At 68.7% G+C, this 21,364-nt stretch carries 21 protein-coding genes; 15 read left to right on the top strand and 6 right to left on the bottom strand.

Annotation, left to right across the window (positions count from 1 at the left end; all coding sequences use genetic code 11):
- The first annotated feature begins 52 nt into the window (after positions 1-52).
- The 3 genes from IB227_RS08790 to IB227_RS08780 are packed head-to-tail and all read left to right on the top strand — an operon-like array spanning position 53 to position 3,522.
- A complete protein-coding gene (locus tag IB227_RS08790) occupies positions 53-1,546 on the top strand; it encodes an alpha/beta hydrolase (protein WP_225591631.1) in 1,494 nt (497 codons plus the stop codon).
- A gap of 30 nt (positions 1,547-1,576) precedes the next feature.
- Positions 1,577-2,332, top strand: coding sequence for an ATP-binding cassette domain-containing protein (locus IB227_RS08785; RefSeq protein WP_192287028.1), 756 nt, complete (start codon positions 1,577-1,579; stop codon positions 2,330-2,332).
- Positions 2,329-3,522: an ABC transporter permease gene (locus IB227_RS08780; protein WP_192287027.1), complete on the top strand. Its 1,194-nt coding sequence runs from the start codon at positions 2,329-2,331 to the stop codon at positions 3,520-3,522. Before IB227_RS08785 ends, IB227_RS08780 begins: the two co-directional genes overlap by 4 nt.
- Positions 3,523-3,777: 255 nt before the next feature.
- Here the strand turns inward: IB227_RS08780 and IB227_RS08775 are convergent, their stop codons facing one another.
- A complete protein-coding gene (locus IB227_RS08775) occupies positions 3,778-4,797 on the bottom strand; it encodes an energy transducer TonB (protein ID WP_192287026.1) in 1,020 nt (339 codons plus the stop codon).
- A 190-nt stretch (positions 4,798-4,987) separates the two neighbouring features.
- Complete coding sequence (locus IB227_RS08770; RefSeq protein WP_192287025.1) at positions 4,988-5,572, bottom strand: TIGR00645 family protein; 585 nt, start codon at positions 5,570-5,572, stop codon at positions 4,988-4,990.
- 108 nt (positions 5,573-5,680) lie between these two features.
- On the opposite strand from IB227_RS08770, the gene IB227_RS08765 reads away from it, so the two are divergent.
- Positions 5,681-6,370 carry a glutathione binding-like protein gene (locus IB227_RS08765; protein ID WP_132863753.1) on the top strand — a complete coding sequence of 230 codons (690 nt, stop codon included), beginning with the start codon at positions 5,681-5,683 and terminating at the stop codon, positions 6,368-6,370.
- 49 nt (positions 6,371-6,419) lie between these two features.
- Here the strand turns inward: IB227_RS08765 and IB227_RS08760 are convergent, their stop codons facing one another.
- Positions 6,420-7,727, bottom strand: coding sequence for a PQQ-binding-like beta-propeller repeat protein (locus tag IB227_RS08760; RefSeq protein WP_192287024.1), 1,308 nt, complete (start codon positions 7,725-7,727; stop codon positions 6,420-6,422).
- A 102-nt stretch (positions 7,728-7,829) separates the two neighbouring features.
- Between IB227_RS08760 and IB227_RS08755 the strand changes: the two genes are divergently transcribed.
- The 3 genes from IB227_RS08755 to IB227_RS08745 all read left to right on the top strand — a co-directional run bounded on the left by IB227_RS08755 (position 7,830) and on the right by IB227_RS08745 (position 12,520).
- Positions 7,830-10,058: a S9 family peptidase gene (locus tag IB227_RS08755; protein ID WP_192287023.1), complete on the top strand. Its 2,229-nt coding sequence runs from the start codon at positions 7,830-7,832 to the stop codon at positions 10,056-10,058.
- A gap of 19 nt (positions 10,059-10,077) precedes the next feature.
- Positions 10,078-10,566, top strand: a complete 489-nt coding sequence (locus tag IB227_RS08750; protein WP_192287022.1) for a cytochrome c oxidase assembly factor Coa1 family protein — start codon at positions 10,078-10,080, stop codon at positions 10,564-10,566.
- A gap of 163 nt (positions 10,567-10,729) precedes the next feature.
- Positions 10,730-12,520 carry a DUF885 domain-containing protein gene (locus IB227_RS08745; protein WP_192287021.1) on the top strand — a complete coding sequence of 597 codons (1,791 nt, stop codon included), beginning with the start codon at positions 10,730-10,732 and terminating at the stop codon, positions 12,518-12,520.
- A gap of 124 nt (positions 12,521-12,644) precedes the next feature.
- Here IB227_RS08745 and IB227_RS08740 read toward each other — a convergent pair whose 3' ends face one another.
- Complete coding sequence (locus tag IB227_RS08740) at positions 12,645-13,061, bottom strand: hypothetical protein (protein WP_192287020.1); 417 nt, start codon at positions 13,059-13,061, stop codon at positions 12,645-12,647.
- Between the two features lie 143 nt (positions 13,062-13,204).
- On the opposite strand from IB227_RS08740, the gene IB227_RS08735 reads away from it, so the two are divergent.
- From IB227_RS08735 to IB227_RS08720, 4 genes are all read left to right on the top strand, one after another.
- Positions 13,205-13,453: a hypothetical protein gene (locus IB227_RS08735; RefSeq protein WP_132863745.1), complete on the top strand. Its 249-nt coding sequence runs from the start codon at positions 13,205-13,207 to the stop codon at positions 13,451-13,453.
- A 108-nt stretch (positions 13,454-13,561) separates the two neighbouring features.
- Positions 13,562-14,476, top strand: coding sequence for a bestrophin family ion channel (locus IB227_RS08730; RefSeq protein WP_192287019.1), 915 nt, complete (start codon positions 13,562-13,564; stop codon positions 14,474-14,476).
- A gap of 31 nt (positions 14,477-14,507) precedes the next feature.
- Positions 14,508-15,497: a porphobilinogen synthase gene (gene hemB, locus IB227_RS08725; protein WP_192287018.1), complete on the top strand. Its 990-nt coding sequence runs from the start codon at positions 14,508-14,510 to the stop codon at positions 15,495-15,497.
- Position 15,498: 1 nt separating this feature from the next.
- Complete coding sequence (locus IB227_RS08720; protein ID WP_132863732.1) at positions 15,499-15,774, top strand: SHOCT domain-containing protein; 276 nt, start codon at positions 15,499-15,501, stop codon at positions 15,772-15,774.
- A 189-nt stretch (positions 15,775-15,963) separates the two neighbouring features.
- Here the strand turns inward: IB227_RS08720 and IB227_RS08715 are convergent, their stop codons facing one another.
- Positions 15,964-16,839: a PD40 domain-containing protein gene (locus IB227_RS08715; RefSeq protein ID WP_192287017.1), complete on the bottom strand. Its 876-nt coding sequence runs from the start codon at positions 16,837-16,839 to the stop codon at positions 15,964-15,966.
- Positions 16,840-16,892: 53 nt separating this feature from the next.
- Here IB227_RS08715 and aroE point away from each other — a divergent pair, with 53 nt between their 5' ends.
- The 4 genes from aroE to IB227_RS08695 all read left to right on the top strand — a co-directional run bounded on the left by aroE (position 16,893) and on the right by IB227_RS08695 (position 20,781).
- Entirely contained in the window at positions 16,893-17,741 is an 849-nt protein-coding gene (aroE, locus tag IB227_RS08710; protein ID WP_192287016.1) for a shikimate dehydrogenase, read from the top strand.
- An 8-nt stretch (positions 17,742-17,749) separates the two neighbouring features.
- On the top strand, positions 17,750-18,106 hold the full coding sequence (locus tag IB227_RS08705) for a hypothetical protein (RefSeq protein ID WP_192287015.1): 357 nt from the start codon (positions 17,750-17,752) through the stop codon (positions 18,104-18,106).
- A gap of 75 nt (positions 18,107-18,181) precedes the next feature.
- Positions 18,182-20,281: an ATP-dependent DNA helicase DinG gene (gene dinG, locus IB227_RS08700; protein WP_192287014.1), complete on the top strand. Its 2,100-nt coding sequence runs from the start codon at positions 18,182-18,184 to the stop codon at positions 20,279-20,281.
- A gap of 86 nt (positions 20,282-20,367) precedes the next feature.
- Positions 20,368-20,781, top strand: a complete 414-nt coding sequence (locus IB227_RS08695; RefSeq protein WP_192287013.1) for a hypothetical protein — start codon at positions 20,368-20,370, stop codon at positions 20,779-20,781.
- Positions 20,782-20,863: 82 nt separating this feature from the next.
- On the opposite strand, the gene IB227_RS08690 is transcribed toward IB227_RS08695, so the two are convergent.
- The gene (locus IB227_RS08690) at positions 20,864-21,244 is read right to left on the bottom strand and encodes a DUF1761 domain-containing protein (RefSeq protein WP_225591630.1); all 381 of its coding nucleotides are present in this window, start codon (positions 21,242-21,244) and stop codon (positions 20,864-20,866) included.
- Positions 21,245-21,364 lie beyond the last annotated feature (120 nt).

Raw genomic sequence — 21,364 nt, 5'->3', positions numbered from 1 at the left:
TGGTGATGCAGCAGGTCCAAATCCACGCTTTCAACCGAGAGGGGCTGTTCCGATGATGTCCCGCACCATCCGTACCACTGTCCTGGGCATGGCCGTCGCCGGCGGCCTGCTGGGATGCAGTGCCTCCCCACCCGATGCCGCTCCCGCCAAGGGCATGGTGCTGGGGTCACTGGCGTTCAAGCCGTGCAGCCTGGACTCGACGTTCGGCCGCGCCAGCCTGGAGGCGCAATGCGCCACGTTGCAGGTCCCGGAGGACCGGGCCAACCCGCAGGGCCGCCGGATCGCCCTCAACATCGCCTGGCTGGCACCGGAGAAGGAAGGCAACTTCAAGCCCGACCCGGTGTTGTTCCTGGCCGGCGGCCCCGGCCAGTCGGCGGTGGACAGCTACCCGATGCTGGACCCGGCCTTCACCAAGGTGCGCGAGCAGCGCAACGTGATCCTGGTCGACCAGCGCGGCACCGGCGACTCCAACCTGCTGGCCTGCACCGACAGCGAAGGCACCGACGTGTCGGCCGCGGCCATGGGCGCGCATGCGGCCGCCTGTGCGCGCACGCTCTCGCAGAAGGCCGACCTGCGCCACTACACCACCACCGACGCGGTCGCCGACCTGGAGGACGTGCGCAAGGCCATCGGCGCCGAGCAGATCAACCTGATCGGCGTCAGCTACGGCACCCGCGTGGCCCAGCAGTACGCCATGCGCCACCCGCAGCAGACGCGCAGCATCGTGCTCGACTCGGTGGTGCCCAACAGCCAGCCGCTGGGCAACATCTTCGCGCGCAACCTGGACGATGCGCTGGCCAAGCAGTTCGCCCAGTGCACCCTCACGCCCTCGTGCAAGGATGCCCTGGGCGACCCGCGCGCCGAGCTGGACGCGCTGCTGGCACGCCTGCGCGCGCAACCGGTCAGCGTCACCTACCGCGATGCGGCCACCGGTGAGCAGAAACAGGGTGAGTTGAACGCCGACCTGGTCGCCGGGCTGGTGCGCATGTACGCCTACATGCCGGCCGCCGGCGCGCTGCTGCCCAAGCTGATCCACGAAGCCAGCGCCGGCCGTTACGAGAACCTGATGGCATTGGCGCAGATGCTGCAGTCGGACATGAGCCAGAGCATGGCCATGGGCATGCAGCTGTCGGTGGTCTGCAGCGAGGATGCCGACAGCATGGTCGCCACCGCCGGCGACGAGCACACCGTGCTCGGCAACCGCATGGCCGAAGGCCTGGCCGCGATGTGCGCGGTGTGGCCCAAGGGCAAGGCCCCGGCGGACTTCCACGCACCGCTGGCCACGCAGGTGCCGGCGCTGGTGCTGGAAGGCGAGTTCGACCCGGTCACGCCGCCGCGCTATGGCGAGGAAGTGGTCAAGCACCTGCCCAATGGCCGCCTGTTCGTGCTGCGCGGGCAGGGCCACAACGTGATCGGTGCCGGCTGCATGCCCAAGCTGTTCACCGAGTTCATGGACAAGGCCGATGCGCGCGCGCTGGATGCGAGCTGCCTGGACAAGATCAACTACGTGCCACCGTTCACCAGCTTCAATGGCTGGGAACCGTGATCTCGACGCATCACTGAGGAATCCGCTTACATGATCGTTGCAGAACGACTCCGCAAGACCTTCCCCGGCAGGGGCAAGGACAAGAGCCCGGTGATCGCCGTGGACGAGGTGGGCTTCACCGCGCGCGATGGCGAGATCACCGGCCTGCTCGGCCCCAACGGCGCCGGCAAGACCACCACGCTGCGCATGCTCTACACCCTGATGACGCCGGAGAGCGGCCGCGTGCTGGTCGATGGCGTGGACCCGGCGGTGGACCCGGACACGGTGCGCCGCAACCTGGGCGTGCTGCCCGATGCGCGCGGCGTGTACAAGCGCCTGACCGCACGCGAGAACATCGACTATTTCGGCGAGCTGCACGGCATGTCGGCCACCGACATCGCCGCGCGCACCGCGCGGCTGGCCGCCGCGCTGCAGATGGAGGACTTCCTGGACCGCGCCACCGAGGGCTTCAGCCAGGGCCAGCGGACCAAGACCGCCATTGCCCGCGCGCTGATCCACGACCCGCGCAACGTGATCCTCGACGAGCCGACCAACGGCCTGGACGTGATGACCACCCGCGGCCTGCGCGGTTTCCTCAAGGAGCTGCGCGAAGAGGGGCGCTGCGTGATCTTCTCCAGCCACATCATGCAGGAGGTGGCGGCGCTGTGTGACCGCATCGTCGTCATTGCCCATGGCCGGGTGGCGGCGCAGGGCACCCCGGACGAGCTGCGCGAGCATGCGCACGAGGCCAACCTGGAGGATGCCTTCGTCAAGCTGATCGGCAGCGAGGAGGGCCTGCACGCATGAACCGGACCGGATTCCTGGGCTGCATGATCACGGTGATGCGCAAGGAGCTGCGCGACTTCGCCCGTGACCGCCGCACCTTCCTGCTCACCCTGCTGACCGCACCGCTGCTGTACCCGCTGATGTTCCTGGGCATGAGCAAGCTGACCAGCCTGCGCACCGAGAACCAGCTGGACAAGGACCTGGCCCTGCCGGTGGTCGGCATGGCGCAGGCGCCGAACCTGGTGGCCTTCCTGGCCAGCCGCGGCATCAACGCCACCGAGGCGCCGAAGGACATCGAGGCCCGCATCCGCGCGCAGAAGGACGATGTGGCGCTGATCATCGATCCGGACTTCGCCGAGGACTGGCATGCCGGCAAGCCGGCCAAGGTCGACGTGCTGGCCGACACCACGCGCCGTACCAGCGACGTGCAGGTGATGCGGCTGAAGACCACGCTGGGCGAGTACAGCCAGTCGGTGGGTGCGTTGCGGCTGTTGGCGCGCGGCGTGGATCCGAAGGTGGCCGCGCCGGTCAACGTCGGCACGCGTGACCTGGCCACGGCCGAGGCCAAGCGTGGCATCTTCCTGTCGATCGTGTTGCCGCTGGTGCTGATGCTGTCGGCCTTCATCGGTGGCTCGCACCTGGCGATGGACACCACCGCCGGCGAACGCGAGCGGCAGTCGCTGGAGCCCCTGCTGGCGACGCCGGCGGCGCGTGGCGCGCTGGTCAGCGGCAAGATGCTGGCCGCGGTCACGGTCGGGCTGGTGTCGATGCTGCTGATCCTGCTCTCCTTCAAGCTCAGTGCCAGCATGGGCACCGGCGCGGCCACGTCGCTGGACGTGAGCTTCGCGGCGATGGGCAAGCTGCTGACCATCCTGCTGCCGCTGGTGGTGATCGGCACCGCGCTGCTGACCTGCCTGGCGGCCAGCGCCAAGAGCATGAAGGAAGCACAGAGTCACATCGCCTGGCTGATGATGCTGCCGATGCTGCCGGGCTACGCGCTGATGGCCTATCCGCTGAAGGACACCCAGCTGTGGCAGTACGCGGTGCCGTTCCTGTCGCAGAACCAGATGCTGGTGAAGGTGACCCGTGGCGAGATGCCGTCGGCCACGCAGTGGGGGGTGTACCTGCTGGCCTCGCTGGGCCTGGCGCTGGTGTTGTGGGGGATCGCGGTGTGGCGTTACCGCCAGGAGCGCCTGGCGATCTCGGGTTGATCGACCCGCAGTGCGATGCAGAAGGCCCGGCGAATGCCGGGCCTTCTGTTTGGTGGGCAGCGGTCGGCACGGCATTGCCCGGGACGTGGTGTGGCGCGATGCCGGCAGGGCAGGCCCCGTCCCTTCCGGACCACCGGTGCGGCTGCAGCCCTGCCGGCACAGCATCCGCGTCTAGCCGGCACGATCACCGCACGGGGCAAAACGCAGAAGGCCCGGATCGCTCCAGGCCTTCGTCGCCATCACGCACCTGCGGGCTTACTTGTTCGGTGCGAAGGCCAGGGTGCGGCGGGTGGTGACCGGGCTGCCCATTGGCTCGAACTTCCAGCGCCTGACCGCGGCCAGTGCTTCGCGGTCGAACACGCGCGCCGGGGTGGCACGCAGGATGCGGGCGTCGGTGACCGAGCCGTCGGTGCCGATGGTCAGTTCCACCAGCACTTCGCCGGAGGTGCCCGAACGCAGCGCATCGGCCGGGTAGCGCGGGGCCGGGGTGCTGACCGCGCGCAGGGTCGGGGCGGCGGGGGCCGCGGCCGGCTTCGGCGCGGCGGCAGCGGCGGCGGCTGCCTGGGCGGCGCTGCGCTGCTCGGCCTCGCGGCGGGCGGCGGCTTGGCGCTCGGCCTCCAGTCGCTCGCTGTCCTTGCGCGCGGCTTCCTGGCGGGCGGCCAGCTGCTGGGCGGCCGAGGCTTCGGCGGCCTGCTGCTGGGCCAGGCGCTGCTGCTCGACCTGCTGCTTGGCGCGGTTCTCGGCGTCACGCTTGGCCTTGTCGGCTTCGTCGGTGGTGCGGCGCTCGGCGACCTGGACGCCGCTGGTCACGCCCTGCTTCAGGCGAGGCAACGCCGGGGCGCTGGGATCGACCTTTTCCACCAGCGCGATCAGGCGCTGGGCTTCGGTGAAGTCCTCGCGGCCCAGCGCCTGCTCGGCGGCGATCAGGGTGTAGGGCTGCAGGTCGGTCAGTGCGCTCTTGATCGAGGCATCGTCGGGCAGCTTGTCGCGCAGGGCCAGGTAGTACTCCATCGCGTTGTCACCGGCCGGGGCGTACATGCGGTTCTCGCGCAGCGCGGCACTGGCGGCATCGCGCAACGCGCCGGTGTCCATGCCCTGCACCTTCTCCGAGGCGGCCTTGTCGGCCGCGGCCGCCTGCGCGGCGGCGGCCGGAGCCGCGGCAGTATTGGCGGCGGCAGGCGCGGTTTCATCCGGTCCGGAACAGGCGGCCAGCGAGGCCAGCAGAACGACGGGTGCCAACAGGCGCAGCCTGCCTTGCTTCGTGACGTACGACATCAAACATCCCCTTGAATCGACGAACGTGGACGGCCGTGCCTGATGGGCGAGAAGGCGCGGCGTTTCCCAAAGCCGCGGCGGCCGACAGTGAAGCGCGAATCTAGCATCGCCGAACCGGGCTGCGGTGCCAGAAAATTGTGACAAGGTGAAAAAGTGATGGGCGTCACATTGTGGCGCCCATCGGGGGTACTCAGTGCGCGGCCGGCTTGGCGTGGCCGTTGCTCATCAGCTTGTCGGTCCAGGCAATGCCGATCGCCGACAGGATGAACACGCAGTGGATGATGGTCTGCCACATCACGCCGTCGGCGGTGAACTTGGAGCACAGCTCGCCGGCCTCGGTCAGCGCCTTGGTGCACAGCGGCGCACCGATCTGGCTGGACTCGATGAAGGTCTTGAGCAGGTGGATGGAGGAGATGCCGATGATCGCCATGGCCAGCTTGACCTTCAGCACCGAGGCGTTGACGTGGCTCAGCCACTCCGGCTGGTCCGGGTGGCCGTCCAGGCGCAGCCGCGACACGAAGGTTTCATAGCCGCCGACGATCACCATCACCAGCAGGTTGGAGATCATCACCACGTCGATCAGGCCCAGCACGATGAGCATGATCTGCTGCTCGGTCCAGGTCTGCGCGTGGGTGATCAGGTGCCACAGCTCGTTGCCGAACAGGTACACGTAGACGCACTGCGCGACGATCAGGCCCAGATACAGCGGCAACTGCAGCCAACGCGAGGCGAAGATCAGGGACGAGAGCGGGCTCAACGGTTTGCGGTCGGACATGAAAGGGATGCTGCGTTGCGGAAAGCGCGCAGGTTAACGGGCGCCCCCACACGCTGCCAAGCGGTGTGCCTCGGTACACTCGGTGTCAGTCCCGATGGAGGCGTGTTCATGATCGACCTGCACTACTGGCCCACCCCCAATGGCCACAAGATCACCCTGTTCCTGGAGGAGGCGGGCCTGGAATACCGCATCCACCCGGTCAACATCGGCAAGGGCGACCAGTTCCAGGCCGAGTTCCTGGCCATCTCGCCGAACAACAAGATGCCGGCCATCGTCGACCATGCCCCGGCCGACGGCGGGGCACCGCTGAGCGTGTTCGAGTCCGGCGCGATCCTGCTGTACCTGGCCGAGAAGACCGGCCGTTTCCTGCCCACCGACCTGCGCGGCCGAGCCGCGACGCTGGAATGGCTGTTCTGGCAGATGGGCGGGCTGGGCCCGATGAGCGGGCAGATGGGGCACTTCAACGTGTATGCGCCCGAGCGCATTCCCTACGCCATCGAGCGCTATGACAGCGAGGTGCGCCGCCTGCACCGGGTGATGGACAAGCGGTTGGAGCAGTCGGCCTACCTGGCCGGCGACGACTACGGCATCGCTGACATGGCCAGCTACCCGTGGATCGGTGCCTACGCCAAGCTGCCGGTGGATTTCGACGCTTTCCCGCACCTGCGCCGCTGGCACCAGGCCATCGCCGCGCGCCCGGCCACCCAGCGCGCCTATGCGATCGGGCCGACCGTGAACCCGCAGGCCGGGCAGCCACTGAGCGAGGAAGAGAAGCGGCACCTGTTCGGGCAACGCTGAGCCCGGCCAGCGTTGCCCGTGGCATGGCCCCGCCGCCGCGGGGCCATGCTCACCAGGCCAGCGGCCGTGCTTCCTGCTTCCAGAACAGCCAGCGGCGCAGTTCGCGGCGCGGCTGGGTGCCGACCTGCTCGGGGTGGGCGTCGGTCGAGGCCAGGTCGAGCAGGTGCAGCGTGCCCGAATGGCTGCCCACCGCCAGCGTGCGGCCGTCCGGTGAGGTGGCCATGGCGCTGATGGTGCTGCCGACGTGCTGCTTCCACAGCACGGTTCCCGCGCTGTCCACCGCACGCAGGTAGCCATAGGCGTCGCCGAGCACCAGCCCTTCCGGCAGCGGTGCGCTGGCATAGACGCGGGCACCGGGTTCGATCACCCGCACCGCCGGGTGGTCTTCATAGAAGTCCGTGTCGATCTGGGCCAGCGCCGCGACCTCCACGCCGATGGTGGCGCCGTTGTAGAAGTGGCAGGCATTGAGCGCGACGTGCCGGCCATCGGCGAAGAACGCCGCATGGTGCGGGTACTCGCCATGCGGGCCGACCTCGCTGACCGGCGTGCCGTGACCGTCGAAGATGCGATGGCGGCCGTCCTGGTGGCCGCAGGCGATCCAGTTGCCGTCGGGCGACACCGCCGCATGCACCATGTCCAGGCGCACGCCGTAGGGGTCGTCTTCGCCGGCGGCCTCTTCCAGTTCACGGGCGGCAGGCAGCAGGCGCTGGATGCCGGTGGCACTGCACAGGAACACGCCGCCGGCCTGCACCACCACCACGCGCTGGGCATCGTTGAACGGCACCAGCTGCTGCACGGTGGCGTCGTCTTCGGCCAGCGCGGCCAGGACGGACGGCAGCCCTTCCTGGCCGGTGGGCAGCGGCAGCACCGCGACCGGGGTGTCGTCGGCGCCGCGGACCAGTGCGATCCGGCCCTCGCGGAGCAGGGCCAGCACCCGGCCATCCGGGCTGCTGCCGAACATCTGCAGGTCCGGCTCCGGGGTGACTTCCAGGCCCTGCAGGCGCAGCACCTGGCCGGGTTCATACCAGGTGCCGGTGCGGATCAGCAGGCTGCCGTCGGCACGCCAGGCCAGCGCGCCGAAGCCTTGGCCGTTGTCTTCCAGCAAGGGGCTGGTGGCCTCGTGCAGGGGTGGCCACTGGCTGCGCAGGCGGGCAATGGCCGCCTCGCTGCCTTCGGCATTGGCGGCACGCAGCTGCTGGCGCAGTTCCGGCAGCAGTGCCGACAGCGCCGGCGGGTCATCGGGTTCGCCCATGCCCTCCCAGCCGCAGGCGTCGCCCTTGGCGATATAGGCGTTGAGATGGTGGGCGTAGGAATGTACGGCGTCGTGCCATTGTTGTTGCGGGGTTGCGTCGGCCATGACCGTGGGAAGCTCCATGTGAATGCAGGACTTTTGGCCCCGGCACTGTAGGGGCAGCTCCGTTAGGATGGCGCGATCCGTGATGCCTTCGACAGGAATCCCATGCGTCCCTTGTTCCTTGCCCTTGCCATGATGTGTGCCATGCCTGCAGTCGCCCAAGCCGAAAAACTCACCCTGGAGGCCATCACCGGCAAGGCGCCGCTGACCGGCCCGACGCTGATGAAGCCCAAGGTGGCCCCCGATGGTTCGCGGGTGACCTTCCTGCGCGGCAAGGACAGCGACCGCAACCAGCTGGACCTGTGGGAATACGACATCGCCAGCGGCCAGACCCGGTTGCTGGTGGATTCGAAGGTGGTGCTGCCCGGCGAGGAAACCCTCAGTGATGCCGAGAAGGCGCGCCGCGAGCGCCAGCGCATCGCCGCGCTGAGCGGCATCGTCGACTACCAGTGGTCGCCGGACGCGAAGAGCCTGCTGTTCCCGCTGGGCGGCGAGCTGTACCTGTACGACCTGGGCAAGCAGGGCCGCGAGGCGGTGCGCCAGCTCACCCATGGCGAAGGCTTCACCACCGACGCCAAGCTCTCGCCCAAGGGTGGCTTCGTCAGCTTCGTGCGCGAGCGCAACCTGTGGGTGATCGACCTGGCCAGCGGCAAGCAGATGCAGCTGACGCGCGATGGCAGCGCGACCATCGGCAACGGCGTGGCCGAGTTCGTCGCCGACGAGGAAATGGACCGCCACACCGGCTACTGGTGGGCACCGGATGATTCGGCCATCGCCTTCGCCCGCATCGACGAATCGCCGGTGCCGGTGCAGAAGCGGTACGAGATGTACGCCGACCGCGTGGAGATGATCGAGCAGCGTTACCCGGCCGCCGGCGACAAAAACGTACTGGTGAAGCTGGGTGTGGTCGCGCCGCGTGATGGCGCGGCAGCGGCCTGGGTCGACCTGGGCAAGGAGCAGGACATCTACCTGGCGCGCGTCAACTGGCGCGATCCGCAGCACCTCACCTTCCAGCGCCAGAGCCGTGACCAGAAGACGCTGGAACTGATCGAGGCCAACCTGGCCGATGGCAGGCAGCGCACGCTGGCCACCGAGACCAGCAGGACCTGGGTGCCGCTGACCAACAGCCTGCGCTTCCTCAAGGATGGTCGCTTCCTGTGGTCGTCCGAGCGCAGCGGCTTCCAGCACCTGTACCTGGCCAGCGCCGACGGCAAGCAGCTGACCGCGCTGACCTCGGGCAACTGGCCGGTGGACGAACTGCTGGCCGTGGACGAGGACGCCGGCAAGGCCTACTTCCGCGCCGGCGTCGAATCGTCGCTGCGCAGCGAGATCTACGCCGTGCCGCTGGCCGGCGGCACGCCGGTCAAGCTCTCGCACGCGCCGGGCATGCACAGCGCCGCGTTCGCCAACAATGCCAGCGTGTACGTGGACAGCTGGTCCAACAGCACCACGCCGCCGCAGATCGAGCTGTACCGCGCCAATGGCGAAAAGATCGCCACGCTGCTGGACAATGACCTGGCCGACCCCAAGCACCCCTACGCCCGGTACGTGGAAGCGCAGCGCCCGGTCGAGTACGGCACGCTGACCGCCGCCGACGGCAAGACCCCGCTGCACTACAGCCTGATCAAGCCGGAAGGCTTCGACCCGTCCAAGCGGTACCCGGTGGCGGTGTACGTATACGGCGGCCCCGCCTCGCAGACCGTGACCGACAGCTGGCCGGGCCGTGGCGACCACCTGTTCAACCAGTACCTGGCCCAGCACGGCTACGTGGTGTTCTCGCTGGACAACCGCGGCACGCCGCGCCGTGGCCGTGATTTCGGCGGTGCGCTGTACGGCGTGCAGGGCACGGTGGAGGTGGCCGACCAGCTCAAGGGCGTGGAGTGGCTGAAGGCGCAACCGTGGGTGGACGGCAGCCGGATCGGCGTGCAGGGCTGGTCCAACGGTGGCTACATGACCCTGATGCTGCTGGCCAAGGCGTCGGACCAGTACGCCTGCGGCGTGGCCGGTGCGCCGGTCACCGACTGGGGCCTGTATGACACGCACTACACCGAGCGTTACATGAACCTGCCGGCCGCCAACCCGGCCGGCTATACCGAGGGCCGCGTGCTCACCCACATCGACGGGTTGACCTCGCCGCTGCTGCTGATCCACGGCATGGCCGACGACAACGTGCTGTTCACCAATTCGACCAGCCTGATGAGCGCGCTGCAGAAGCGTGGCCAGCCGTTCGAACTGATGACCTACCCGGGTGCCAAGCATGGCCTGTCCGGTGCCAACGCACTGCACCGCTACCGCATCGCCGAGGGCTTCCTGGCACGCTGCCTCAAGCCCTGAGCGGCGGCGAGAGGCGGGCATGCCGACCTTGTCCCCGCCCCCCTTGCCAGGTGCATCACGTGCACCCGGCAAGCCGCCGCGCAACTGGCTGCAGCGCAACCTGAAATGGGCGCTGCCGCTGGCGGCGGTGCTGATCGTGGCGAGCTGGTTGTTGCTCAACTGGTTGGGCCTGCGCCAGATGGCCGCACCGCTGGAGGCCAGCGAGCCCTACAGGCAGGCCATTGCCCGCGCCGCACAGCACCGGCAGGTACAACAGGCGCTGGGGGAGCCGATCAAGGCCGAGCCGTTCCCGTTCGGCAGCATCGGCGGGTCTGGTGGAATGACCAATGCGTCGATGGTGATCCGCATCTCCGGTCCGCACGGCAAGGGGCGGATCAACGTGGATGCGTATCGTCGCCAGCATTGGACCTTCGACAAGCTGCAGGTGCACCTGCCCGGCCAGCATGTACCGCTGGACCTGCGTACCGAGGACGAGAAAGCTTGTGCACTGATGTCGCATTGCCTGTGATCGGCGCGCGCAGGCCCACGGCGTGTGGACCTGCTGCAAGCGCGTGAATCGCTGCTTCCCGTTGCCTCGGGCAAGGGGAGGGCCGGGACGGGCCTGACTTCCCACCCTTGCCGCTCGCGCCCTGACTGCGTAGCGTCACCGGCATCCTTTCCGGAGTCGCCCGATGAAGCCGCTCGTTCTTGCCGTTGCCCTGGCGCTCGCCGCGCCGCTGACTGCCACCGCCGCCCCGGCGCCTGCCGCCAAGGCCACCCCGGCCGCCCCGGCCTGGGTCACCCACAGCAACGAATTGGCGCAGATCCTGCTGCAGGCCCAGGCGCCGTTCCAGCCGGAAATGGCCAGCTTCTTCGGCGTGCCGGGTTACGACGACAAGGCGGTGGACCTGGGGCCGGACAATGCCGCGCGCTACCGCCAGGCACTGGGCAGTGCACGCGAGCAGCTGCGCGAGAAGCTCCAGCTCGAGCGTGACCCCAACGTGCGCCAGGACCTGGAGATCATGATCGCCACGGCCGAGCGCAACATCCAGGGCAGCACGCTCAACGAGCAGCACCTGATGCCGTGGGCGGACGTGCCGCAGACCGTCTTCAGCGGCCTCAACGGACTGCTCTCCGACCAGGTGCCGGCCGAGCGTCGCGCCAAGGCACTGGACCGCCTGAAGGCCTACGTCGGGCAGGCACCGGGCACGCAGCCGTTGGCCACCCTGGCGCGCCAGCGCTATGCCGAGAAGAGCGGCACGCCGAACCTGCTGCAACCGACGAAGATCGAGGTCGAGCAGGCCATCGCCAACGTCGATACCTACATCGACGGCATCGGCAAGTTGTTCGCCAAGTACAAGATCGAAGGCGCCGATGCGGCGCTGGCCGAACTGTCCACGCAGATGAAGGACTACATCGCCTGGACGCAGAAGGACGTGCTGCCGCAGGCACGCACCGACAACCGCCTGCCGGCCGAGCTGTATGCCTTCCAGCTCAAGGAAGTGGGCGTGGACATCGACCCGGCGCTGCTGGTGCGCCGTGCCCAGCTGGAATACATGGAGACCCGTGCGGCGATGCGCCAGCTGGCACCGCTGGTGGCCAAGGACAAGGGCCTGAAGGTCGCCGACCCGAACGACTATGCGGCGGTGATCCGCGCGCTGAAGCAGGACACCATCGGCAACGACCAGCTCGAATCGCACTACCGTGGCGTCATCGATGCGATCGACCCGATCATCCGCAAGCAGGGCATCGTCGACGTGCCACGGCGCCCGCTGCAGATGCGGCTGGGAAGTGAAGCGGAGAGCGCAGCCTCGCCTGCCCCGCATTACCTGCCGGCGCCGCTGGTCGGCAACACCGGGCAGCAGGGCACCTTCGTGTTGCCGCTGGGCAACCCGGCCACCGGCGCGAAGGCGCAATACGACGACTTCAACTTCGGCTCGGCGGCGTGGACGCTGAGCGCGCATGAAGGCCGCCCCGGCCACGACCTGCAGTTCGCGGCGATGGTCGAGCGGGGCATCTCGCTGGCGCGCACGTTGTTCGCGTTCAACTCGGTCAACGTCGAGGGCTGGGCGCTGTACGCCGAAGCGGAGATGGTGCCGTTCGAGCCGCTGGACGGGCAGATGATCGCGCTGCAGTTCCGCCTGCTGCGTGCGGCCCGCGCCATGCTCGACCCGATGCTCAACCTCGGCCAGACCGACCGCGAACAGGCCCGCCGGGTGCTGGTCGAGGGTGTGGGCCTGTCCGAGGCGATGGCCACCCAGGAACTGGACCGCTACACCGTGCGTTCGCCGGGCCAGGCCTGCAGCTACTTCTATGGCTATACCCGCATCCTGGAGCTGCGCATGCAGACCGAGCTGGCGTTGGGCGACAAGTTCGACCGGCTGGCGTTCAACAACTTCCTGCTCGACCAGGGCCTGTTGCCGCCGGACCAGCTGGCTACGGCGGTCAATGAGGTCTTCATTCCGGCCCAGCGCCGGAAGTGAAAGAAGGGCGCCGCAAGGCGCCCTTCTTTTTTGTAGGGTGGCCTGGGCCGCGAAGCTGATGCCGTGTGCAATTGCAGGTATCGCGTGTGTTCGACGTTCCCCGGCTTCGCGCCTGAAGGCGCTCCTACCGTCCCGGCGGCACCCAGATCGCCACGCCGGCAGCGCGCTTCTGCTGGGTGGGGATGCCCACGCTCAGGCCACCGGCGCTGTGCCGGCCGTAGCTGCCGGCGCCGACCGACATGCCCACCGGCGAGCCGCCGGCGCCCACGCCCATCAGGATCACGCCGTTGGCGCCCAGGGCGGCGGCCTCGCGCTTGAGGCGGGCGATGGCCGCGTCGGTCTGGCCCTGGGTGCCGAAGCCGACCGCGCTGGAGGACTCCAGCTGGGCGATCTCGACCGCGCCGGCCGGGGGGGTGGAATAGATCTGTACCGTGGCCGGATCCACCGGCGTGCGTGCCTGGCCGAGCATGACCTTGGACGTGCTGGCGCAGCCGCCGGTGGCCAGGGCCAGGCCCAATGCGATGGCGAGCGGGAATTTCATGGCTTCACTCCCCGGTGATCTGTGTTTGCGGATGATCCACGGCCGTGACTGAATCGGCCGCGAACTGGTTGCCGCGACGGCGGCCACTTGAACACGGGCATTTCCGGGCTATCTTGCAGTGAGTTTCTGATGGAGGAAAGGACATGGGACTGATCAGCCTTATCTGGGGTATCGCGGCATTGCTGTGGATGGTGCTGGCCTTCATCCCGCTGCTGGGCTGGGGGAACTGGTTCCTGATCCCGTTCGCCGCGGTGGGCGCGATCATCGCCGCCATCGGCCTGCTGTTCACCCACGCCACCAAGCGTGGCCGCGCCAAGACCGGCCTGGTGCTCAACGCCATCGTCATCATCGTCGGCGTGATCCGGCTGAGCATCGGTGGCGGCATCATCTGAAGCCCCGCCGACCGGGGGAACGGCCATGGCCGGGCAGGGGGCGTAAAATAACGGGGTTGGCCGGGGTGTTTCCCGGCCGTCAGGGCCAGCGACAGGCGTAATCCCCCGATGATCATCCGACCCCGCCCCCACGGCTGGCAGCTGCTGTACATCCTGCGCGGCTCGATCGTGCCGGCCATCGCGCCCAAGGTGCTGGCCATCGGCGCGTTGGCGGTGGCCGTGGCGGCATTCGAGCGGTACTGGCACCCATTCGGCCGTGACGGCGTCACCGTGGTGCCGTTCACCCTGCTTGGCCTGGTGCTGTCGATCTTCCTGAGTTTCCGCAACAGCGCCTGCCACGAGCGCTGGTGGGAGGGCCGCAAGCAATGGGGGCAGCTGGTCATCGAGTCGCGCAGCTTCGCGCGCGAGGCGGCCGCGCTGCTGGCCCACCAGCCGGCGCTGCAGGCGCGCGCCGCGCACCTGCTGATCGGTTTCGCCCATGCCCTGGCCGCCCGCCTGCGCGGCGGCGACGAGGCCGCGGCGACCGCACCGTGGCTGGCCCCGGACCAGGCCCCGGTGCTGGAACGCCGCAACCTCCCCGACGGCGTGCTGGCGCAGCTGGGGCGCGAACTGGCGGTGCCGCTGCACGCCGGCCAGTTGGACCCGTACCTGTACGCGCAGTTCGAAACACGCCTGCATGCCATGTCCAGCGTCCAGGCCGCCTGCGAGCGCATCGCCGGCACCCCGTTGCCGTTTGCCTACACCCTGCTGCTGCACCGCTGCGCGTGGCTGTTCTGCGTGCTGCTGCCGTTCGGCCTGGCCGGTGCGCTGGGCTGGGCCACGCCGGTGGTGTCGATGCTGCTGGCCTATGCCTTTTTCGGCCTGGACCAGCTGGGCGAGGAAATGGAAGAGCCGTTCGGCCTGGAGCCCAACGACCTGCCGCTCGATGCGATGGTGCGTACCATCGAGATCGACGTGCTGGACGCGCTCGGCCATCGGCCGCTGCCCGAGCCCCTGCAGCCGCAGGGCTACCTGCTGCACTGAATCATTGCCATTGGAACCAAGGAGTACCGCGATGGGCCACCCCCTCTACCGTCCGCGCCGCATGCGCCATGACGCGTTTTCGCGCCGCCTGATGCGCGAGCACACGCTGACCACCGACGACCTGATCTGGCCGGTGTTCGTGCACGAGCTGGACGGCCGCGCGCCGGTCGGCTCGATGCCGGGCGTGGACCGCATGTCCATCGACGAGTTGCTGCGCGAGGCCGAACAGGCGCTGGAGCTGGGCGTGCCGGTGATCGACCTGTTCCCGGTGATCGACCCCTCGCGCAAGTCGCTGGACGCGGCCGAGGCCTGGAACGAGGACGGCCTGGCCCAGCGCGCCGTGCGCGCGTTGAAGCAGCGCTTCCCCGAGCTGGGAGTGATGACCGACGTGGCGCTGGACCCGTACACCACCCACGGCCAGGACGGCATCATCGACGAGCGCGGCTACGTGCTCAACGACATCACCGTCGAGGCGCTGGTGAAGCAGTCGGTCTCGCATGCGCAGGCGGGCGTGGACATCGTCTCGCCGTCGGACATGATGGACGGCCGCATCGGCGCCATCCGCCGCGCGCTGGACGCCGCCGGCCACATCAACTGCCGGATCATGGCCTATTCGGCCAAGTACGCCTCGGCCTTCTATGGCCCGTTCCGCGATGCGGTGGGCAGCTCCGGCAACCTGGGCAAGGCCGACAAGAAGACCTACCAGATGGACCCGGCCAACAGCGACGAGGCCATGCGCGAGATCGCGCTGGACCTGGAGGAAGGCGCGGACATGGTCATGGTCAAGCCGGGCATGCCGTACCTGGATATCGTGCGCCGGGTGAAGCAGGAGTTCGGTGTGCCGACCTTCGCGTACCACGTCAGCGGTGAGTACGCGATGCTCAAGGCCGCCGCGCTCAACGGCTGGCTGGACGAGCGCGCGTGCGTGATGGAGACGATGATCGGCTTCAAGCGCGCCGGTGCCGATGGCGTGTTGACCTACTACGCGCCGCAGATCGCGCGCTGGTTGAAGGAGGACTGAGATGGAACCGAGTGCAGGCGTGCAGGTGTACCACTGGGTGGTGTGGTTGGCCGGGGTGGGCATATTCGCGGCGGTGACCCTGGCGGTGATCGTGGCGATCGTGCGTGCGCGCCGTCGCCCTGCCGAGCTGCACTCGGCCGCCGAGCGGCTGCAGCGTGAAGCCGCATTGCAGCCCGAGGCCGATGCCCGCCTGCGCGCGTTGAGCCAGCTCAAGGAGCGTGGCCAGATCGGCGAGGCCGAGTACGAGAAGCGGCGCGCCGAGTTGCTGAAGGGCTGAGCGGTTTTCGCGCGGAAGCTTCCTTCCCGCGCGTGGTGTCAGGCACCCCTCCCCGGCCCTCCCCTTGGCTGCGCCAAAGGGAGGGGGTGATTCACGCCGGTAGGTAAGGTCATCGCGAAACCACGCTCCTGCTCCCTCCCTTTGGCGCAGCCAAGGGGAGGGCCGGGGAGGGGTGCTCTTCGCGCGTGGCTAGCGGCAGTCGTCGCTGCCACCCACCACCGGCGCCTTCATCCGGTAGAGATCCAGCCCGCCGGCACGCGGTGCCCGTGCGCGACCACTGATCATCAGTTCAGCGGGCTTGCTCGCGTCCACCAGAGCCCCGCGGGTATCGCCGTCCTCGCTGTTGAAGGACAGCCCCAGCAGCGTGGCCTCGCCCCAAGCCCCCTGCCGGCACTGCGCGACCCAGGTCCGTGCCCCGGTTGCGGTGCCACGGGCAAACACCACCGCGCGGCCACCGCCCAGCCAGCTGCCATCGACTTCATCGGCGGCGCTGTTGATGCCGGCCATCGGGGTCGGTGCGGCGAAACCGTCGCCGGCGCGGGCCGCCGTCCACAGGTCCCAGCCGCCCACACCGCCGGTACGGTTGCTGGCGAACAGCAACCGCCCGTCGTCGGCCAGGGCGGGAGAGCGTTCGTCCTGACGGCCGTTGACCGGCCCCTCCAGTCGTTGTGGTGCACCGATGTGGCCGTCGGCTGCGAGCGGCGCACGGTACAGGTCGAACCCGCCCTGGCCACCGGTGCGGTTGGAGGCGAAGTACAGCCAGCGGCCGTCCGTGCTGAGGAACGGATCCACCTCGTCGGCCGCGCTGTTGAGCGACAGTGGCCGTGGGTCCACCCAGCGCTTGTCCTGCAGCGTGGCCTGCCACAGGTCCCAGCCGCCGGCGCCGCCGTCGCGGTTGCTGGCCCAGACGATGCGCTGCCCGTCGGCGCTGAGCGTGGCGCGCAGTTCGTCGGCGCGGGTGGAGACCACCCCCATGCCCTCGATGCCGAACTCGGAAAGCGCCGAGGCTGCCGGGGTACAGAGTAGACTCGCAGTCAGCGCGAGCAGCAGTGGTCGGGTCCGCATCCGGGTTCCGCAGGTGAAGGTCGCGTCCAGTCTAGGTCATGCAGAGGAAACCCATGAGCGCGCCCCGCTACGCCGTATTTGGTCAGCCCATCGCCCACTCGCAATCACCGCGCATCCAGACCGCGTTCGGCAAGGCCCATGGCATCGCGGTGGACTACCGCGCCATCGAGGCCTCGCCGGAACAGTACCCGGCCGCGCTGGAAGCCTTTGCCGCCGACGGTGGCGTGGGCGCCAACGTGACCCTGCCGCACAAGGAAGCCGCCTTCGCCCTGTGCAGCACCATCACCTCGCGCGCGCAGCGCGCCGGCGCGGTCAACACGCTGTTGCGCAAGGGCGAGCGCTGGCACGGTGACAACACCGACGGCATCGGCCTGGTGCGTGACCTCACCGGCCGCCACGGCCTGGACCTGCGTGGTCGCCGCGTGCTGCTGCTCGGTGCCGGTGGCGCCGCGCGCGGCGTGGCGCCGGCGCTGCTGGATGCCGGCATCCTCGAGCTGATCGTGGTCAACCGCTCGCCGGAGCGTGCCGATGCGCTGGTCGATGCGATGAGCGAACCCGGCCGCGCCATCTCCGCCTACTGGGAGCAGTTGCGCGAGCAGGGCGACTTCGAACTGATCATCAACGCCACCTCGGCCGCGCGCGGCAACGAGAGTGGCTTCAGCCTGCCGCTGTCGCTGGTCAACAGCATGACCACCGCGGTCGACCTGAACTACGGCGAGGCCTCCATTCCGTTCCTGGCCTGGGCGCGTGCGGCCGGTTGCCGCAACAGCTTCGATGGCCTGGGCATGCTGGTCGAGCAGGCCGCCGAGAGCTTCCAGCAATGGCACGGCATGCGTCCGGAGACCGATGCGATCTACGCCGAGCTGCGCGCGGGCGACGCGCTGCTGGTCACCGCGGACTGAGTGGCGCGATGAACAGTACCGAGCTGTTGTCCACGCTGCTGGTTTCCATTGGTTACCGGCTGCCGATCATCATCGCGCTGGGCGTGGCGGTGATGATGGTGTTCGATACCCCGTCGAGCCGGCCACGCCAGATGGCGCTGTGGGGCTTGTCGGTGCTGCTGCTGTGCACCCTGGTGGGCGGTGGGTTGGCGGTGCTGCCATTGCTATTCCTGGCGCAGGGCAACTACGGCGCGCTGAGCGGGCTGAATACGCTGCTCAGCGTCGTCCACATCGGGCTTTCGCTGCTGGAGGCGGCCGGCTTCATCCTGCTGGCATGGGGCGTGGCGCAGGCGTTGCGGCGTCCTGCCGCGGGCGGCAAACCCTGAGCCGGCGGCGCATTCGGTGAATGCGGGCGGGTATGGGAAAATGCCCGCCTTGAACGGAGCAGGTGGCAGGTTGGCGTGACGGAAAAAGTAGAAGCACCCCGGACGCTGACCGAAGACCTGAAAGCCGGCATCCGCGACGCCTACGCCAAGCTGCAGGCCAATACCCCCGGCTTCAGCACGCGCCGCTCGCAGAGCCAGATGATCGGCGTGGTCTCGCGCGCGCTGGCCACCGGCAACGTCGGCGTGGTCGAAGCGCCCACCGGCGTCGGCAAGAGCCTGGGCTATCTCACCGCCGGCGTGCCGATCGCGCTGGCCAGCAGGAAGAAGCTGGTCATCAGCACCGGCACGGTGGCGCTGCAGTCGCAGCTGGTCGAGCGCGACATCCCCAATTTCCTCAAGGCCACCGGCCTGCAGGCCACGGTGGCGCTGGCCAAGGGCCGCACCCGTTACCTGTGCACGCGCAATGCCGCCGAGGCACAGGGCGAGGGCGTGCAGGAAGGCATGTTCGGCGACGACGTGCCGCTCTACGACCGGCCGCTGGCGCCGATCGAGATGGACGTGGCCGAGAAGCTGACCAAGGCCTTCATCGAGGGCCGCTGGAACGGCGACCTGGACAACGCGCCGGAAACCGTCACCCCCACCTTGCGCATGCGCATCACCACGCCGGCCTCGGCCTGCGCCGGCCGGCGCTGTGCCTATTCGGCGCAATGCCCGGTGCTGCGCGCACGCAACGAGGTGCGCGACGCGCAGATCGTGGTGACCAACCACGCCCTGCTGCTGTCGGCGCTGTCCATCGGCGAGAGCGACAGCGGCCAGCCGTTGATCGCCCCACCCGCTGACATGCTGCTGGTGCTGGACGAAGGCCACCACATCGGCAATGTCGCCATCGACCAGGGCGCGGCGTTCCTGCCGCTGGACGACATGGCCAAGCGCACCGGCCGCCTGCAGATCCTGATCGCCGGCGCCTATCGCGCGGTGGACAAGGACAAGATCGGCAACCTGCTGCCCAACGAGGCGATCGAGGTGGCTTCGCGGGTCAGCAAGCTGCTCAAGGGCTTCCGCGACGAGATCGCCCACGTCTGGATCCCGCAGCCCGATGAGCGCGAGCCGATGTGGCGCGCCGCCAACGGCCGCCTGCCGGAGGCATGGAAGCAGCCCATCGAGGAACTGGCCGACGAAACCCGCACCCTGCTCAACTGGGCCACCGCCGCCACCGCGCTGGTGGCCAAGGGCAAGCCCGACGATGCCGGCCATGAACGCCTGCAGCGCAACCTGGGCATGGCGCTGGAGATGATCGAGCAGCAGTACAACCTGTGGGCGGGCTGGCGCCGCGAGGACAAGGAAGGCCAGCCGCCGATCGCGCGCTGGGTAACCCTGTCGCGCGAGGGCGACTACCAGTTGCATTGCTCCCCGGTGTCGGCGGCGATGGTGCTGCGCAAGCTGCTGTGGGACGAAGTGGATTCGGTGGTGATGACCTCGGCCACGCTCACCGGTGGCGGTGATTTCCAGTCGCTGGCCATCGACAACGGCATTCCCGAGGACGCGGAGATGGTGTCGCTGGCCTCGCCGTTCGACCTGCCCAACCAGGCCGAGCTGGTCGTGCCGAAGTTCCCGGTGACGCCGGACGACCGCGAGCGCCATCCCAAGGAAGTGGCCAGGTACCTGGCCGCCGAACTGGATTGGGACAAGGGCAGCATCGTGCTGTTCACCTCGCGCTGGAAGATGGAAAAGGTGGCCGAGCTGATGCCGGCATCGTTGCGCAGGAAGGTGTTGGTGCAGGGCGAGAGCGCCAAGCAGAAGATGATCGACGAGCACCTCCGGCGCACGGCCGCGGGCGAGGGGTCGGTGCTGTTCGGCCTGAACTCGTTCGGCGAAGGCCTCGACCTGCCAGGCGAGGCCTGCACCACGGTGGTGATCACCCAGGTGCCGTTCGCGGTGCCGACCGATCCGCAGACCTCGACCCTGAGCGAGTGGTTCGAAAGCCGTGGCCTGAACTCGTTCAACCTGATCGCCATCCCGCACGCGCTGCGCACGCTGACGCAGTTCGCTGGCCGCCTGATCCGCACCTCGACCGACACCGGGCGGGTGGTCATCCTCGACTCGCGGCTGCTGACGCGGCGTTATGGCAAGCGCATCATCGACGCGTTGCCGCCGTTCAAGCGGGTGATCGGCTAGCCACCGAAAGATGAAAAGCCCCTCTCCCGCGGGGTAAGGGTTCGCATACCCGCCTCGTACGCTCCTCCTCCATCCCTGTCCATCCCATGCCCGACTTCACCGCGACCTTCCCTTGGGAAACCCAGCTGCAACGCCTTCAGCAACACGCCCCTGTGCTGGCGTCATTGGCGCTGTTCGACGCCGACGGGCTGACCGAAGTCGGTCGTGCGCTGGAGCAGGTGCTGCAGGCCGGACAGGCACTGGCCAGGTGCGGCGTGGACGTGGGCCTGGTCGCCGACGAGCTGCGTCGCTACCAGAAGTTCGCACCGCCCGGACGCCCGTCACTGCAGATCGTGCAGTTGCGTCGGCAGCAATCGACGGTGCAGCAGGCACAGCGGGTGGCCAGGCAGGCCTTCGTCCGTCATGCCGATGCGCTGGCACGCGTGCTGGCGCTGCAGGTGCCGGCGAAGCTGGGGACGGTAGTGGTGGTCGAGCGTTGGCTGCAGGCGCGACTGGGCTGATCGGTTTCCTGCTTGGACACGCCGCTGCCACGGCGTGGCCAAGGCGAGCAGACGGGCGCAACCGCAACAACCTTGGCCCTGCTCAGTGCCACAGGCCCAGGACCAGGCCGAACAGCACGAACTGCACCGTGTGGTAGCCGCCGTCGATCAGCCACAGCGCGGTACTGCGCTGGGCGAACTGGTAGTTGATGCCGAAACTCGCCGCGACCATCCCCAAGCCCACCACCAGGCCGCTCAGCACGGCGTGCGGCAGCGGCGGTGCCGGGCCCAGCCACCACGCGAATGCGAACGCGGCCACCAGCGAGAACACGAAGCTCACGCCGAACACCTTGGCCGGGTGTCCCTGCGGCACGTCGCCGCCGTTCTCCCGGTTCCATGCACGGCCGAACAGCGCCGGTGAGTACCACAAGCCTCCCAGCACGAAGCTGGACACGGCGGCCAACACCACGGCGTAAACGTTCATGCGATTCCCCCTCCCCGGACGATGCCCGCATCGTATCCGCATGCGCGGGCCAACAGCGGGGCTGCGGGCGGTCCGCGGGCAAAAAAAGGCCGGTGGCATGCCACCGGCCCTTCCTGTTCC

Origin of the sequence: Stenotrophomonas sp. STM01, from assembly GCF_014852135.1 — a bacterium.
Lineage (GTDB): Bacteria > Pseudomonadota > Gammaproteobacteria > Xanthomonadales > Xanthomonadaceae > Stenotrophomonas > Stenotrophomonas capsici.
The sequence above is the reverse complement of the archived record's forward strand: the minus strand, read 5'-3'. Positions and strand labels throughout refer to the sequence as shown.